The organism is Blautia sp. MSK18_10 (assembly GCF_020553185.1).
Lineage (GTDB): Bacteria > Bacillota > Clostridia > Lachnospirales > Lachnospiraceae > Blautia_A > Blautia_A wexlerae.
The window spans coordinates 1-16705 of sequence record NZ_JAJCGT010000023.1 but is presented as its reverse complement, the minus strand read 5'-3'; the positions used below and the strand labels follow the sequence as shown (position 1 = coordinate 16705).

Annotated in this window: 17 protein-coding genes and 1 pseudogene; 4 read left to right on the top strand and 14 right to left on the bottom strand. The window is 38.9% G+C overall.

Annotation, left to right across the window (positions count from 1 at the left end):
• Positions 1–34 precede the first annotated feature (34 nt).
• Positions 35–1543, bottom strand: coding sequence for a hypothetical protein (locus LI074_RS10535; RefSeq protein ID WP_173702686.1), 1509 nt, complete (start codon positions 1541–1543; stop codon positions 35–37).
• Between the two features lie 344 nt (positions 1544–1887).
• Between LI074_RS10535 and LI074_RS10530 the strand changes: the two genes are divergently transcribed.
• Positions 1888–3171, top strand: a complete 1284-nt coding sequence (locus tag LI074_RS10530) for an HlyC/CorC family transporter (RefSeq protein ID WP_022380371.1) — start codon at positions 1888–1890, stop codon at positions 3169–3171.
• A gap of 3 nt (positions 3172–3174) precedes the next feature.
• On the opposite strand, the gene LI074_RS10525 is transcribed toward LI074_RS10530, so the two are convergent.
• Both LI074_RS10525 and LI074_RS10520 read right to left on the bottom strand, forming a co-directional pair.
• On the bottom strand, positions 3175–3777 hold the full coding sequence (locus LI074_RS10525; protein ID WP_330597711.1) for a YdcF family protein: 603 nt from the start codon (positions 3775–3777) through the stop codon (positions 3175–3177).
• A 278-nt stretch (positions 3778–4055) separates the two neighbouring features.
• Positions 4056–4820, bottom strand: a complete 765-nt coding sequence (locus LI074_RS10520; protein WP_008703740.1) for an N-acetylmuramoyl-L-alanine amidase — start codon at positions 4818–4820, stop codon at positions 4056–4058.
• Positions 4821–5083: 263 nt separating this feature from the next.
• Here LI074_RS10520 and LI074_RS10515 point away from each other — a divergent pair, with 263 nt between their 5' ends.
• From LI074_RS10515 to LI074_RS10505, 3 genes are all read left to right on the top strand, one after another.
• Complete coding sequence (locus tag LI074_RS10515; RefSeq protein WP_062807804.1) at positions 5084–6148, top strand: ABC transporter substrate-binding protein; 1065 nt, start codon at positions 5084–5086, stop codon at positions 6146–6148.
• Positions 6149–6298: 150 nt separating this feature from the next.
• On the top strand, positions 6299–7216 hold the full coding sequence (locus tag LI074_RS10510; protein ID WP_118520985.1) for an ABC transporter permease: 918 nt from the start codon (positions 6299–6301) through the stop codon (positions 7214–7216).
• A gap of 2 nt (positions 7217–7218) precedes the next feature.
• A complete protein-coding gene (locus tag LI074_RS10505; protein ID WP_008703743.1) occupies positions 7219–8013 on the top strand; it encodes an ABC transporter ATP-binding protein in 795 nt (264 codons plus the stop codon).
• A 73-nt stretch (positions 8014–8086) separates the two neighbouring features.
• Here the strand turns inward: LI074_RS10505 and LI074_RS10500 are convergent, their stop codons facing one another.
• From LI074_RS10500 to LI074_RS10450, 11 genes and pseudogenes are all read right to left on the bottom strand, one after another.
• Positions 8087–9037, bottom strand: a complete 951-nt coding sequence (locus LI074_RS10500) for a DUF5688 family protein (protein ID WP_022380368.1) — start codon at positions 9035–9037, stop codon at positions 8087–8089.
• Positions 9038–9213: 176 nt separating this feature from the next.
• On the bottom strand, positions 9214–9690 hold the full coding sequence (locus LI074_RS10495; RefSeq protein WP_120062321.1) for a low molecular weight protein-tyrosine-phosphatase: 477 nt from the start codon (positions 9688–9690) through the stop codon (positions 9214–9216).
• 177 nt (positions 9691–9867) lie between these two features.
• On the bottom strand, positions 9868–10971 hold the full coding sequence (locus tag LI074_RS10490; protein ID WP_173681581.1) for a TIR domain-containing protein: 1104 nt from the start codon (positions 10969–10971) through the stop codon (positions 9868–9870).
• Positions 10972–10993: 22 nt separating this feature from the next.
• Positions 10994–12358: a KAP family P-loop NTPase fold protein gene (locus LI074_RS10485; protein ID WP_243246275.1), complete on the bottom strand. Its 1365-nt coding sequence runs from the start codon at positions 12356–12358 to the stop codon at positions 10994–10996.
• Between the two features lie 117 nt (positions 12359–12475).
• A pseudogene (locus LI074_RS10480) lies at positions 12476–13756 on the bottom strand (tyrosine-type recombinase/integrase).
• Positions 13756–13965, bottom strand: coding sequence for a DNA-binding protein (locus LI074_RS10475; RefSeq protein WP_173698164.1), 210 nt, complete (start codon positions 13963–13965; stop codon positions 13756–13758). The pseudogene LI074_RS10480 and the gene LI074_RS10475 overlap by 1 nt, the downstream one beginning before the upstream one ends.
• 108 nt (positions 13966–14073) lie before the next feature.
• Positions 14074–14283, bottom strand: coding sequence for an excisionase (locus LI074_RS10470; protein WP_173681579.1), 210 nt, complete (start codon positions 14281–14283; stop codon positions 14074–14076).
• A gap of 267 nt (positions 14284–14550) precedes the next feature.
• Complete coding sequence (locus LI074_RS10465; protein WP_173681578.1) at positions 14551–15489, bottom strand: phage major capsid protein; 939 nt, start codon at positions 15487–15489, stop codon at positions 14551–14553.
• A 13-nt stretch (positions 15490–15502) separates the two neighbouring features.
• On the bottom strand, positions 15503–15808 hold the full coding sequence (locus LI074_RS10460) for a hypothetical protein (protein ID WP_173681577.1): 306 nt from the start codon (positions 15806–15808) through the stop codon (positions 15503–15505).
• 19 nt (positions 15809–15827) lie between these two features.
• Entirely contained in the window at positions 15828–16118 is a 291-nt protein-coding gene (locus LI074_RS10455) for a hypothetical protein (RefSeq protein ID WP_173681576.1), read from the bottom strand.
• A 3-nt stretch (positions 16119–16121) separates the two neighbouring features.
• Positions 16122–16382 carry a hypothetical protein gene (locus LI074_RS10450; protein WP_173698163.1) on the bottom strand — a complete coding sequence of 87 codons (261 nt, stop codon included), beginning with the start codon at positions 16380–16382 and terminating at the stop codon, positions 16122–16124.
• Positions 16383–16705: the final 323 nt, after the last annotated feature.

Genomic DNA, 16705 nt, shown 5'->3' with positions numbered 1-16705 from the left:
TAAACTATATGGGGGAGGAATCAGTGTTATTCTTTTATTTCTTTCTCTTTTTTATAAATACAGCCACACCGGCGATCACTGCAGCTGCCACAAACAGTATCACAAACGGCATAATTGATGTTGTATCTCCGGTATTTACTGTATTGTTATTTTTCACAGCTTTATTTTCCGTTGAATTATCATTCTGATCAGAAGAAGAACCATTTTTGCTGTCAGAACTGTCATTCACAGATACTGTATTGTTCTTTCCGGAATCAGAGCTCTGACTGTCGGAGGAAGCCGGTGCAGGAGTTACCGCATCTGTGTCGTCCGTATCATTCCCCGCATCAGGTCCTACTAATTGTCTGCTTCCTGCAATTCCAAATGGACTGAAAGAATGTGTGCTGAATACCATAATACCATTCTCTACACTCGGAATAATCGTCTCAGTTGCCCCGTTGTCCAGGAGATGTTCGATAGTATACTGATATCCGGATTTTACCGGCACAGTGACACTGATATAATCTCCATTAGGGATCTCATATTCTGTATTATTCTTAAGATCCCAGAGTTCAAATTCATAAGACTGGAAAATCATTGCATCTGATTCATTGGTAAACTGATAGCTGTCACCGCTTGAAACTCTGAACTGTACATACCATGGAAGATTAACTCCGCTTACTGTAATACCGTCGCAGGTATGATTAAGTGCGGCCCTCTCTTCTTTTTCTTCATCAGAAAGAGAATCCTCTGCATCTGTAGGACGGTCATCCTTATCGTCCGGCAGAACAGGATTATCAAAGATATTATCATCTGCGCCATCTTCATCATCTTTCTTCGTATCTTCTTTATCCTGTGTCATATCATCTGCAGGTTCCAGCTTACCGGTAGTTTCTGTATCTTTATCCGTCTTATCTGCATTGCTGTTATTATCTTTGTTGTTTTTATTATCTGTTTTATCTTCTTCAATCTCATTCTCTTCATTGTCTGTATCAGTTTTATTATCCTGATCTGATTTACTTTCCTTATCTTCTTTATTGTCTGTATCAGCGTTTTCATCTGCGGCAGGTTTTTCTGACGAAGTTTCAGGCGTTTCTGTTGGATCTGCATTTTCTGTTGGATCTGTTTTACCTGAGCCTTCTGTCTTATCAACATTATCACCATCCGTAATACTGTTCACTATTACATTGATGTAACCGACAACCGCGCCGCTCTCCGGATCCCATCCATCCACATGGCTTAAATCCTGCCCTTCTGCCGGTATAAGAAGTACCTCACAGCTCTGTACACGCTGTGCAGGAACGAAACTTCCATCTGCCCATTCAAAAGTTCCATATTCCGTTGCCGGAAGTTCTACATCCGCAAGTTCTACAGGCTTATCAAGCGTGATGTTGTCCGGGATCAGAGAAGACACAGTATTCTCCTGTGACTCAGCCGCACTGACCTGTCTTGTTACACCCGGTATATTATTTCCTGCAATCAAAGCCGCTGTTAAAGCCGCTGCCGCAAAAATACCCGTTCCTTTTAATTTATTTTTTCTTATTCTATTTATATTATTGGACATATCGCACCTCTATATTTATATTCGATTCTTATGTTTCCTGATAATCATTTTTTTACTTTCAGCCAAATATCAGTTCTCTTTTTACGTAATACAATAATATTACATATCTGTATATTATCAAACTTTTATCATTTTGTAAATATTCTGTAATGTTTTTTTTCATTTTAATCGAGTGAATTATAACACAAATCTTACTTTTTCGACAGTCCTCTTTTAAATTTTTTTATACTATCTTTGAACCAAAAGCTTTTTCTTGATTTTTTATATGAAATCATGTATATTTTGCTTAAATGTTTTATGATATGATTCAATCAATAAAGATAATCAAAAGGAGTGAATAAATCTTGGATTCAAGTATTGCCTTTCAGGCGGTGGCGATTCTGATACTGATCGCACTTTCTTCATTTTTTTCTTCTGCGGAAACCGCTATGACAACCGTAAATAAGATTCGGATACAGTCTCTTGCCGAGCAGGGCAACAAACGTGCTGTTATTCTGGAAAAAATAATTTCCAATTCCCCAAAGATGCTCAGTACCGTATTAATCGGAAACAACATTGTAAATATGTCTGTTTCTTCTCTCATGACTACACTCACCATAAAGATTCTGGGAAACGCATATGTAGGAATCACAACCGGCATCCTGACTCTGCTGATTCTCATTTTCGGTGAGATAACCCCCAAAAACCTGGCAACAATCCATGCTGAAAAATTGTCCCTGGCCTATTCAAGAATAATATACGGACTTATGATTCTCCTTACTCCCGTTGTTTTCATTGTAAATAAAATAACAGAAGGTGTACTGGTCATTCTGCATGTTAACCCGGACGAAAAGGCAAATGCCATGACTGAACATGAACTGCGTACCCTGGTCAATGTAGGTGAAAAAGACGGCGTCATTGAAAACGAAGAAAAACAGATGATCTACAATGTGTTTGATTTTGGCGATTCAACTGCAAAAGATGTCATGATTCCCAGAATCGACATGACCTTTATAGATATCAATTTTTCCTATGATGAACTTATGGCGGTCTTCAGTGAAGATATGCATACCCGTTTTCCGGTTTATGAGGACAACACTGATAACGTAATCGGTATTATCAATATGAAAGATCTTCTTGTTTATCCAAAGGACAAACCTTTTTCAATCCGCAACATCCTGCGTGAGCCTTATTTTACCTATGAATACAAAGCTACAGCAGACCTGATGATCGAAATGCGTAAAGCATCCGTCAATCTGGCAATCGTTCTGGACGAATACGGTGCCACAGCCGGTCTGGTCACATTGGAAGACCTGTTGGAAGAGATCGTAGGTGAGATTCGCGACGAATACGATGAGGATGAAGTCGAAGATATTAAAGAAATCCAGCCTGAAAGAGAATATGTTGTTCAGGGTTCTGCCAAGCTGGATGATATCAACGAAGCCCTCCATATTAATCTGGAATCTGAAGATTATGATTCTATTGGCGGATATATTATTGAACAGCTTGACTGCCTTCCCAAAGAGGGTCAGTCTGTCACACTTGAAAGTGGCATCCGCCTGGTTGTTGACCGTCTGGACAAGAACAGAATCGAACTTGTCCACATCTGGCTTCCCGAGAAGAAAACCGAAACAGAAGAACAGCCGTAACTGTCATCTCTCCAGCATCAGTGAAAATTGTTTCACGATTCTGGAGAGTTCTCCTGTAACCGCATCAATTCCTTCTTCGTTCTTTCTCCAGTTTTCTCTGGTAATTTCATCTGCATTCACAGGCACCACATAAAATTCTGTTTCCGGATACAAGAGCTGATAATACATCAGACATCTTCTTGCATGGTAAGATTTGCAGCACAAAATCGCTCTTTCTATTTCCAGTTCTGCATGATCTGTCACCTGTCTGGAATAAATTGCGTTCTCATAAGTAAAGGTTGCCTGATCTTCTTTCAGGATTTTCTGATCCGGAACTCCGTTTTTTATAAGAACATCCCTGAGAAATTCCCATTCTGTTCCATATTCCTTATCATATACATTGCTTTTTTCAAGAACGCCTGAAAACTTTCCATTTACTACGCTGTATTTTCCACTGGGCAGAATCCAGTCCGCCATCCCTTTCTTAAACAATTCTGCTGCTTTTTCCGCCATCTGCGGATAACCATTTCCAGGGACAAAAATAATGTCAGATTTTTCCGGCTTGTTTTCTGCAAAAATAAACTCTTCTGAACTTTTTAAAAATTTTTCATATACGTTATTCATCATTACTAACTCCTCGTTATCTGTTTTTTCTACAGCACCTCTCAAATAATGCGTTTGTAACAGTCCAACAAAAATTCACGCTCTGATGAACCGGAACAATATGCATTATTTACGAAGATTTCTATGGAATTTCTATAGATAGATACAGTGTACCATATTTTTTCTATTAACGTACAACCAAGTTAATTCTTAAAACTATGTCCCCCACTGCTTATGTTACTGTTCACTCTGTTCACAGCAACACGCTTCGCGATGCACAGACTTCCAATATTTCCAGAAGGCTATTTTGTCACAATAACCGTACTGTAACCATCATCCCTCAGTCTCTGCTCCATATTTACTGCATTACCAATCTGCTGATAGGCACCTGTCTGAACTTTATACAATCCGTTTTCATGTAACATAAAAGAGGGATAACCTTTTTCCAGTAACTGATATAACATACGGTCCGCATTCTCTTTTTTTCTGAACGCTCCAGTCTGCACTCTGTAATAAAGCGGTTCCTGCACTGTTTCCTCATCCAGGCTTCCAAGAATCGCATCTGCAATTCCCTGAGCTATATCGCTAAACTTGTTATCAAACAGTTTATTATCTTCTTCGGAATTGATAAATCCGGTTTCTATTAAAAGAGCCGGCATCCTGGTTCGTCTGAGGACCACAAGTCCCGGCCGCTCTTTTACACCGATTTCGCGGAATCCCACTTCTCCCAGAGCTCCCAGAATATTCTCAGCCATCTGATATTTAATCCCGCTTTTATCATAAATCAGAACTTCCGCTCCATTATACTGATTTTCCTTTGGACTGCTGTTTCGGTGAAATGAAATAAAGTAATCTACTCCTGCCTGATTTGCAAGCTGTGCCTTCTCAAAAGGTGTCTGATAGACATCACCGGTACGGGTATAAGAGATGTCAATCCCTTTATTTTTTAAAATCTCACCTACCGCAAGAGCAAGTTTAAGATTGTCATTCTTTTCCTGTCTTCCCTTATATACGGCTCCCGGATCCTGACCTCCATGTCCGGCATCCAGCATGATCGAATATGCCATGACGACACTCTGCTTTCTTCATATACTCTTTATACTATATGAATTAAAAATATAATTGTGCAGGTCGCTTGACTTTTTCACACTAAAGCGTTATACTTTAAAACGTCATAGTCGAATAGCCCGATGACATTATCCGAATCATTTACCAGTACTGCTTTCCCTGCAGAAAATCTTTCGGATTCAGGTAAGTTTTATATTATCAAATAATAAACGCAATTCTTACCTGACTTAATTTAAACATTATATTAGGAGGATATATCATTATGAAAAGAAAAGCATTAGCAATCACTCTTGCAGCAGCCATGGCTATGGGAACCTGCGCAGTAACAGCAAGTGCTGCTGACGGAGACAAATATACAATCGGTATCTGTCAGCTTGTACAGCACGAAGCTCTCGACGCTGCGACACAGGGATTCAAGGATGAAGTCACCAAAGAACTGGGAGAAGACGCAGTTACCTTTGACGAGCAGAACGCACAGGGAGATTCCAACACCTGTTCTACAATCATTAACAGCTTCGTTTCCAATAATGTTGACCTGATTCTTGCAAATGCAACTCCTGCTCTTCAGGCAGCTGCAGCAGGAACAAGCGATATTCCGATTCTTGGTACTTCTGTTACTGAATACGGTGTTGCACTTGGACTGGATGATTTCGACGGGACTGTGGGCGGAAATATTTCCGGAACTGCAGACCTTGCTCCCCTTGATCAGCAGGCAGCAATGCTCAATGAACTTTTCCCGGATGCAAAAAATGTAGGTCTTCTCTACTGTTCTGCCGAAGCAAACTCTCAGTATCAGGTAGATACAGTAAAAGCTGAACTTGAAAAACTCGGATATACATGTGAATATTATGCATTCTCTGACTCTAATGATCTCTCTTCTGTTGCTACAACAGCAACTGACGCAAGTGATGTAATTTATGTACCGACAGATAATACAGTTGCTTCCAACACAGAGATCATCAACAACATCTGCCTTCCGGCAAAAGTTCCGGTAATCACAGGCGAAGAAGGTATCTGCAGCGGATGCGGTGTTGCGACACTTTCCATCAGCTATTATGACCTTGGTGTTACAACCGGTAAGATGGCTGTTAAGATTTTAAAGGACGGTGAAGATATTTCCACAATGCCGATCGAATATGCACCAAACTTCACAAAAGAATATAACAAAGATATCTGCGAAGAGCTGGGCATCGAAGTTCCGGACGATTATGTTGCAATCGGTGAAGCTGCTGAAGACACAGAAGAGGCTTCTGATGATGCAACGGCAGCAGACGAATCTTCTGATGAAACAACAGAAGATAATGCAACTGAAGAAGCTGCCAAATAAATCCGGTCAGACAGTTGAAAAATACTCACACCAACAGGATTTTAAATAACAGCTTATCAAACAGTTATAAAAAATTCAATTTATATGCGATCAGCGGGAAAGGTTTGACGCCTCTCTCGCTTTTCGCATCTCAACAGGAGGAAATTACAAATGCAAATTATAACATTAATCACTGCACTTCCGGGTGCAGTAGCCCAGGGTCTGATCTGGGGAATTATGGCAATCGGTGTTTATATCACTTTCCGTATTCTTGATATTGCAGACCTTACAGTTGATGGCACTATGTGCACCGGTGGTGCAGTGTGTATTATGATGATGCTTTCCGGTCATAATGTCTGGATTTCTATGTTGGCCGCTACTCTCGCCGGAATGCTGGCAGGCCTTGTAACCGGAATTTTTCACACCTTTATGGGAATTCCCGCAATCCTTGCCGGAATCCTGACACAGTTATCTCTGTATTCCGTAAACCTGAAAATCATGGGAAAAGCAAATCAGGCAATCAACGTTGATAAATATAATCTTCTGGTTTCCCTGCGACATATAAAAAATGCATCTCTTTCCAAAAACACAATTTTTATTGTAGCAGTTATGTGTATTCTCCTGATTGCCATTCTCTACTGGTTTTTTGGAACAGAGCTTGGCTGTTCCCTTCGCGCAACCGGATGTAACCCAAATATGTCACGCGCCCAGGGTATCAACACAAACAGGAATAAAGTTCTCGGACTTATGATTTCCAACGGTCTGGTAGGACTTTCCAGTGCACTCCTTGCACAGTATCAGGGATTTGCAGATGTCAACATGGGACGTGGTTCCATCGTTATCGGTCTGGCAGCAGTTATTATTGGTGAGGCAATCTTTGGACGTATTTTCCGCAACTTTGCCCTTCGCCTGTTAGCAGTTATCTTCGGTTCCATTCTGTATTATCTGGTACTTCAGATTGTTATCTGGATGGGTATCGACACTGACCTGCTGAAGATGCTGTCCGCAATCGTAGTTGCTCTCTTCCTTGCATTCCCATACTGGAAAGGCAAATACTTTAATAAACCAGCCAAAAGGGGAGGTAAATAAAAATGCTTGAACTTAAAAATATCTATAAAACCTTTAATCCCGGAACCATTAATGAGAAACGTGCATTAAATGGTCTGAACCTGAAGCTGAACGAAGGCGATTTTGTAACTGTTATCGGAGGAAACGGCGCCGGCAAATCTACTATGCTAAATGCTGTTGCAGGAACCTGGCCGGTTGATGAAGGACAGATTCTTATCGACAATATTGATGTTACAAAACTTTCTGAACATAAACGTGCTACATACCTTGGACGTGTGTTTCAGGATCCAATGACAGGAACCGCTGCAACAATGGGTATCGAAGAAAACCTTGCACTTGCAAAACGCCGCGGAAAATCCCGTCTTCTCCGCTCCGGAATCACTAAAGCAGAGCGCGAAGAATACAAAGAGCTCCTGAAAATTCTTGGTCTTGGTCTGGAAGACAGACTGACTTCTAAAGTAGGGCTTCTCTCGGGTGGTCAGAGACAGGCTCTTACTCTTCTGATGGCAACGCTTCAGAAACCAAAGCTTCTGCTTCTGGATGAACATACCGCAGCTCTTGATCCGAAAACAGCTGCCAAAGTTCTGGAGATTACAGATATGATCGTAAACCGCGATCACCTTACGACATTGATGATCACTCACAACATGAAGGACGCTATTGCACATGGCAATCGTCTGATCATGATGATGGAAGGAAAAATCATTCTGGATATCCAGGGAGAAGAAAAGAAAAAACTGACAGTTAAAAACCTTCTGGATCAGTTTGAAAAAGCAAGCGGAGAAGAGTTCAGCAATGACTCTGCACTGCTCGGATAACCGTATAAATTACTCATAACGTTTCTAAATATCCTTTATATGAGAGTACTTTTTACAGAGTACTCTCATATTTTTATTTCTCATCTTTTTCCAGTGGAGTTACACAGATAAATTTATGTGTTTCCCTATTGTACTGGTAGATTCTCGACGTCAGATAGTCCTCTTTCGGTGTAGCCTCCCTGATCGTATCCCGCAAAACACACTGCAAATCTTCAGGTTCTACAAATTTATCATTGTGGATCATTACCTCATGTACACTGGTAAACACCATATAGAAATCGGAATCCAGCATATATGCCAATTGTTCTGCCACTCCCGGCAGGAACACTGCAACTGCACCATTTGTTTTCTTCGTTGTACTGAGACAATTTCCCATTGCATCTTTCTTCAATTCACACTTATCACCCAGATTCATAAAACTTTCACCTTCATATTCCGGATTAAAAATCATCTGTTCCCATCTGTAAATTCTTGGCGGACTCATGAAATACGTATTGAGAATCGCCTCCTTAAACACTTCATCACATTCTTTCCCCCACTGTTCCAGCATTCCCTGCCGGATTTTTGTACTTGTCACACATCCTTCATATTCCGTAACTTTCATATAAAGCACAAGTGCAATATCACCAAGAGTTTTATACACCGCATCCTGAAGATCCGCGGAATATTTATCTGCATTCAGCAATCTTATAAACAGGCGGGGTTTTGTCTTCTCATAATCCCTGATCACTCTTGTTTTCTCATAAATATCCGCCTTTTTTATCCGATTCAGATCATCTGTGATTTCTTTTATAATTTCCTCAAACGGACTGCCATTCTGATAAGATTTAAAAAGTTCCTGTGTATAAAGTCCACAGACCTCCCAGGCATCATCATGCTCTGCAAACTTCACCAGCAGTCTGTCTCCTACAGGCGCAAACCTCCCGCCTTCTTTCTCAAAAGAAATATTTTCCCTCGGAATCCCTGTAGCCTCGTAAATACCAATCTCCAGTTTCTCTACGAATGTTTCATAGTCTTTCTGCATATTCAGTTCCTTTCTTGCTTTGAAAATAATACGGGCAGGATGCCCTGATTTGAATGTTGACTTTCCGTTTTCGGAAAAAAGAAAATAAGGGAGCGAAAGCCCCCTTAAGAGTCGCTGTAGACATAGTATAAAATAGCCACAGCTATTTGTAAAGTAAATTTCATCGACAATATTTATTACAGTTTCTTTTTATCTTTCAGATATTCCAGAAAAGCCTCACAGCCCTCCACCACATCCGAATATGTGACATCAAATCCACCTGTATACCATGGATCTGCGATATCCCTCGGATCATCACTATAATCCAGAAGAAGCTTAACCTTGTCCTCTGGATCCGATTTCAATATTCTTAACATATTCTTCAGATTCCAGTGGTCCATACCGAGAATATAATCATATTTATCATAATCTGCCTTCGTTAGTTGAACTGCGCGCTTACCCTTACAATCAATCCCATGCTTAGCAAGCTCCTCTCGCGCCGGAGGATATACCGGATTCCCGATTCCATTCCATATCTCCTCAGTGCTGGTTGCAGCAGATGCGATATAAAATCGGTCTGAAAGACCTTGCTTAGAAACCATGTCTTTAAAAATAAATTCTGCCATTGGTGAGCGGCAGATGTTGCCGTGGCAGATGAAAAGTACTTTAATCATAGTTTTGTTTCTCCTTCTTTTGCCCCGGAATGCCCTGTTTTGCAAGGGGTTATGGGGTTATGGTAAAATGCTCTGAAATTACAGATTGTGGCAAAACAGAGCAGAATTGAGCATGTTGTTACTACTTGTTAGTAGTAAAATTAGTAGTAAAAGGAAAATGTTTACTACTAAGGGTTTTTATTTTATTTTCCAAGACGCACCTCTGTTACTACTAACCCTCTCAATTATTCCTTTCTCTGACAAACTGTTTAACACATTTAAAACTGTTTGTTCTGAACAAGATAACAATTCTGAAAGTTGTTTCCTCGTAACTGTAGAATCTTTTCTAATTGCATCGAGGATTATTTCTTCTCTTCCACCAATTTCACAATTACATATTGGGCATTTGTTCTTTTTGTCGGAAGCACCATGATAATGGCAATTATTGCATCTAACCTTTTCAGTTCCTATCTGTTTTTCTAGGTCATCAGAAGCATTATAACCACTTTGTGTAACTCGGTATAAAACATTGTCATCTGTTTCAATTAGCCCATAAGTTTCTAATTTTTTAAGTGCTTCTTTCCACCTTGCAATTGTTCTATTATCTAATGAACTGCAATCAACAAAATTATTGCAATCTATTAAAATTGAATACGATTCTAACGATGTTGAAATTTGCAATATACCTGAAGCATTACAAACAGTAACTAACAACGCAATTGCATCCCTTCCTAACTTTACAGTTTCCTCGGCATTATCTTCTTTAGGAAGTACAACATACTTATCCAAGCGTAAATTGATTTGTTCATAAACATCATCTGCCGGAATATTTCTATCCGAAATAATATGTAAAAACAAACCTATTTCATCTTTTATCCTTGATATCTTTTTCAACTCTTCTGACTGACTACTTACAGTTTCTGGTGGTAATGATTTTATTAACTCAGAAACGTTGTTATATTCATCATTCCAATATTTAATATATACTAGCTGCTCCTTTGTTCCAAAAATATTAATGTCATCAGCTAACATTATCATTGTTTTACTCAACCAATCGTCCTCTTTCATAAGTTGAATCACTTCATACATACATGCAACAGATTTTAAGTAATTATCAGAAATAACAAGAATCGCAAAATCTTGTGTTCTTATACTCTTCATAAATGTAGTTATGCTTTCCCATGCCCCAATTTCTTTTGTATCTCTTTTTATTTCTGCTCGTCCGCCAATTTTAACTTCCAATTTATTGACTATATCGCTTTTATCTCGTTTATATGAAATAAAGACTGTAGGTTTTTCCATTTTATCCCACCTCCCCTATTGTTCAAGATAATTCTGCAAATCGCGATAGCATACTCGATGCGCTGATAGCAAATCCTTTTGATTCTTTAGTAAACTCATACTGTCCTAACGTTGTGTTATACTTTCTTCCATCATACTGATCTACAAAAATCGCATTATAGAATTTATCTATCATTTCATCAGTTGTTATTAACGTTTTTCCTTCCTCTTTTGTAAATGACTCATCGCGATTTAACATGTTTTCCAACAAGCGATTGTCATTATCAAAATCTAATAATTCTTTTAAAGGCTCGCTGTTATGTCCATTAATAAATTGATCATATTTTGAAATATCAGCAATCTTCAATCCTATTAGCAAAGGTACTATATATATCAGGATAATTTGTCGACCTTTACCATCAGGAAACATAAAATCATATTTTTCACTATCGTGAGTCGGCTCATACACTGCAGCTTTAATCTGTGAATAAAATCGTGTTATTTCGCGCAATTCAAAATTATACATGTTTATGATTCTTTTTGTTACTATATCAACATAATATCTAGATTCAAGCCCAATCTCACTATAAAATTTTTCCATATTAGCAGGCGGCATAGAAATTCTCAAATCAAAAAATCTATCTAAGTATCTACAAGAATCAAAATCCGCACCATAATATTGTTTTATTGTATGTTGCAACTGTTCCAAATTAATAGAAAACACAAATGTAATTCTATCATCAAATATATAATGCTTTATTTGTTCAAGAAGATGAACTGCAAAAGTTGGTTTACATCTATCTAATTCATCAATAAATATAATTAATCTATTTCCTCTTTCTACCAATATACTAGCAAAAAAATCTTTAATTTTTTGTTCTACATCTTTCTCTTCTTTAAACTTTTTAAATGGATCTTCTGATGTAAGAGCATCCTTTATTCCATTTATATTATGACCACTTATTGCCTCAATAATTGCTCCTGCTGTTTTGACAACACTTATATCGGACAATGAAAAATCAACACTTAGCTGCTTCGTAATCTCATAAATTAATGATAGCACTGGCTCAGTGTCATTATCATTTTCCCATGCATCGTAATATACGGCTATACTATAATTTTCATTTTCTTCGTCATTTTTAGAAAAAGGAAGTCTAACAGTAGCTTTTGCTTTTGTTTCTTCATCTATTGTACTTGACGGGTTCAATGCATTGATAACCATTTTGGTTTGTCTAACAAAAAAAGTCTTACCACTTCCCCATCTTCCATCAATTGCAATTGCACTAGCTGATTCTTGAGCTTGCAAAATATTATAAAAATAAACAATATCTTTATTTCTATTGATCGGGTCATTATACAAAGTTTCTATAATATTTTCCTCTGTAGGTAGCATTTCATACTTTTTCATAAATAAGAGCACTCTCCTTTTTATAAACATGTCTAATATATATTATATCCTCAAAGCCGACTTTTTTCCATAGAAAAAATGCCCCAGCCTAAGCCGGAGCGTCATCTCTTTTCCATATTAAACTACCTTAAACATCTTCTGCGACATAGGTTTCTCTTTCTTCTGCTCAACCTCCGCCTGTGCTTTCCTAAACTCTTCCATCCGTTTCAATTCTTCCTCAGCATCATCGAATCCGATATGCGTGTACACATTCATTGTAACCGATATATCCGAATGCCCCATGAGGTACTGTAGTGTCTTAGGATTCATTCCCGATTTTGCCATATTCGAGCAATAGGTGTGTCTGCATACGTGAGGTGTAATATTTGGCATCTGTACTCGGTAAATGTCATTGTATCTGCCAACCATATGATTAAAGCGGTGCTGCCAATGCATTGCAACAAGTGGCATTCCATTATCATCGTAAAATAGGAATCCACTATATCCGTCTATGGATTTTTCCACTTTTGATGCATTTCTATCCTCAATGATTGCCTGAAACATCTGTGCCACATCCTCTGTAATCGGCAATACTCTTGTTCCAGCATCCGTTTTTGTGGTTTCTATGATGTACCGCATATCCGATGTTCTCTGCAACTGGTGGTCAATATTTACAGTTCTGTTCTCAAGATCAATGTCCTTCAGCGTCAAGCCACAAAATTCCGATATTCGCATTCCCGTATGAAAGAGTATGTACACCACTTCATAATATTTGCAATACACCACATCGTCATGCACAAACTTTAAGAACTTTCTCATCTGGTCTTTGGAAATTGCCTCTCTTGTAACTGCATCATTTACCAACACTCCGGCAAGCTGAAATCCGAATGGATTCTTTACCAGAATGTCATCATCCACTGCCATCTGAAAGGCTGGTCGCAGCATTCCCCGGATGGTATGAATGGAACTGTAGCTTTTCCCATCTTCCTGTTGCAATTTTATGAGAAACAGCTTTGCATCGGATGTTTTCACACTTCGTATCGTCTTTTTGCCAAATGCTTCCTTCGCAAGTAATCTCTGTACTGTAACATATCCCTGTTTCGTGCTTTGCCTTACTCCTGTCTTTGTTTTCAAATATCGATCTACCAGTTCACAGACTGTCATCTGTCCGTCCACGATATTTACAAGCAAATCCAAATCTGTGTTTACCTGTTTTTCCAATTCACGAAGGGAGAGGCATGGCTTCTTGCCCTTTGGAAGTTTGTCCGTAGGCTCCAGTTTCCAACTGTATACAAAATGTGGTTTTCCATCAATATGATATTTATATTAATATTTTCCATCCGCTCTTACACTTTCTCCCGGTCTTAATACTCTACGCTTGGAATCCCGCCTTATCTGTCCTCTTCCTGCCTTTGCCATTATACCCGCCTCCTCAACTCTGGATGGTTACGCAGATACCTTTCAAAGGCTACACGAAGAATCAGCTTGCGTTCTCCGTAGTATGCCAGAAAATCTTCTCCACCCGTATTATTCAATAAATCATAAAATTTTCTCCGGCTCAAAACAAAATGTTCAATTGCCTCAGAAGGATTCAAAATATCCTTTTCTCCTAAATCTGGTCTTGCCATAAAGCACTTCCTTTCTGCCAAAAGTGGCTGTTTTCAGGGGTTTTCGGGGTCATCCTATGTTCGCTCTTATGCCCTGTAATAGCAACTACTTTTGGCAGATAAAAGGAACTATATTTCTGAAGAATTAAGGATAAATTCTTCGAACTTCGGGCGGATGATCAGGAATCTGTTTCCACAGTACACCGCCACTGTTCCAAGGTTGTCCTCTGCAATTCTTCTCAGTTTCTTTATACCAATATTAAAATAAGCTGCTGCCTCCTTGATGGTGAGCATATACTTCTCACTAACAGGAAACGTTTCATTGCTTTCTGCATTCATAGTATCTCTCCTTCCGACAAGGTGGTCACACAGCTGACTCCTTTGTACTATTTTTTCTTTTTTGTCATTTTCACTCTGATTCTGTGATACTTGCCCCCAGGGGCGGTCTGAATCTCTGTCACCTTTTATGCAGGGCAACGGTGCCGCCCCTTCACGCACAAAAATTGCGAATTTAAACGGGGTATTAACCCCCAATACAGCTAAATACCATACAAAGGGCATATATCCCATTCAAGATGATAGAAATAAAATCAAACAATTCTATGATTATTTTCCTACATCTGCCATCTGAATAACCTTGATTGCTTCATTTCTTACAAGTTTTCCGTCAAGGAACTCAAATGCAAGATATCCAATCTGATCATACAGTACAAATTTTTCCAACAATGTTCTTACCGTCACAGGCTTTCTTCCCACAATCCAGTAATAAGAAAAGTCATCAAATGCAATCGGCTTAGTACCTGCTTCAATATCCGGCATATATTCCGAAATAATAACCTGTTTGCCAAGAATTGTATCATTTGCCTGATTCCACAAATAATTGCTATCATTATCCTTCAGCTTTCTGAGTGCAAGTGCAGTCTTATCATTCATAAGCCAGATACCCTTTCTTCTATATTCCTTATCAACACTAAAATATAAAGAAATCACATCATCATAAGTCAACGTTTCTACTGTCAGAGCTGTTTTGGCTCCATCTGTATTATGAAGGATACCAATAGGCTCATCTGCTCCGGTTCCATTAATAAATGCGTTATCCTCTGCTTTTCCAAATAACTTTCCAAGCTTTTGTGTCAGATACTTTTCAATATCGAATCCTGCGTCATTTACAAAATCCTCATCCAATGTAACGATAGATGCCAGCTTATAGCTTTCAATCGTTTTTTCATTGAAATCTCCAGCACTTTCATATACCGGAATTGCAGCCCCCTCCGCTACAAATTCCGCCCTATCCTTGCAGTCCTTTGCAAAGATTCTATATCCGTTTTTGTATGCACGAATAACTGTCGCTATCTTTCTGAAATCAGATTCCTTTTCAATTTCATTCATGACCTTTCCGGCTGCAACAGTCGGCATACTGTAAGTTCCTGTGCTAATATCCCTGCCCTTTGCAAGAATATCCTCTCTCGCCTCTTTGTTTCTCATCGCATTCCAGAACTGAATATCATATTCTGGCTGTGCCGTAATCTTCGTATTACTAATCATAATCTTCTCCTCCTTAATTTCTGTCGCACACAGGGCATTTATAAAGTCCAAGTGTATTTAATGTCAGCTGTCTCCCAATCTGTTTCAGATGATTGCCACACTTAGGGCAATGAATTTCATACGCAAATGCCATTTCCTCTGTATGATCATTGCTCGCATGAAGTCTGTACGTTCTCTTTATCTTTCCGATCTCATCCCGGCTCAGTTCATCCGTCAAATACAAGCTACACATTCTCTGTGCATATTCTTCAGAATAATAGGAATGGGACGCATTCAACAATGTTCCTTCCTTATTCAGTTTTGTTAATGGAAATACCATAGTAAAATCCTCCTTCTTTCTATTGTCTGCACCTGTCACAGGTGTACAGACCAAATTTATTTGCATCATGGTTTTGAGCCATCTGCCTTAATACCGCACCGCACAAAGGACAGTGAATTTCTATGCTGTCAGTAGCATTCTGGCTCATCGGCTCTTTTGAATAAAGCCTGTAATAATTGGAAATAATCTCCGACAGGTACATTCTACTGTTCTGCCGTACTGTTTCCTTGTCTGTTGATAAAAACATCGGTACCTTTTCCAGTCCATCTGTATCTCCATCAATCAGAGGATGGTATCTTATCATCTGCATCCACTACACCGCCTTTCCATCTAATCTTGTAAATCTGTCTCTGCAGAAATCCATTACATCTTCATAAGTAGGGAACACCAGACACGAAAATCCATACTGCACTTTCCATATTGGAAAATCCATATCCTGTTTCTGAGATACCACCACAGGCAATCCTGCCCTACCCTGCAATAAATCCTTGCATTCATAACCCTTTCTTGAAAACATCTTCTTATCATAATCTGTCAACTTGAAATCAATTCCACAAAATATTCTGTGTGTCATCTTCTTCTCTCCTTTCTTTTATCTGTGGGTAGCAGTTCTATCTTCCGAGGTAGCAGCAATTTCTGTAACTGCTACCCGGCTTATCCCTTGTTTACCAAGGGTTTCCGGCTATTCGGTAGCAGAAGGTAGCAGTTCTCACGGTTTTATAATCACAATTACTCTTTTTATATGCCGTTTTATTTCTGCATTAAACTTTTTATTTTTCAGCTAAGAAGTTAAAAACTCTGCTACCCATTGCTACCAATATACTCAAAGCCTTGTGTTTACTCAATGTCATTAACTTTAGCAAAAAGCAGAAATCGTAAGTATTTATAAAACTATGA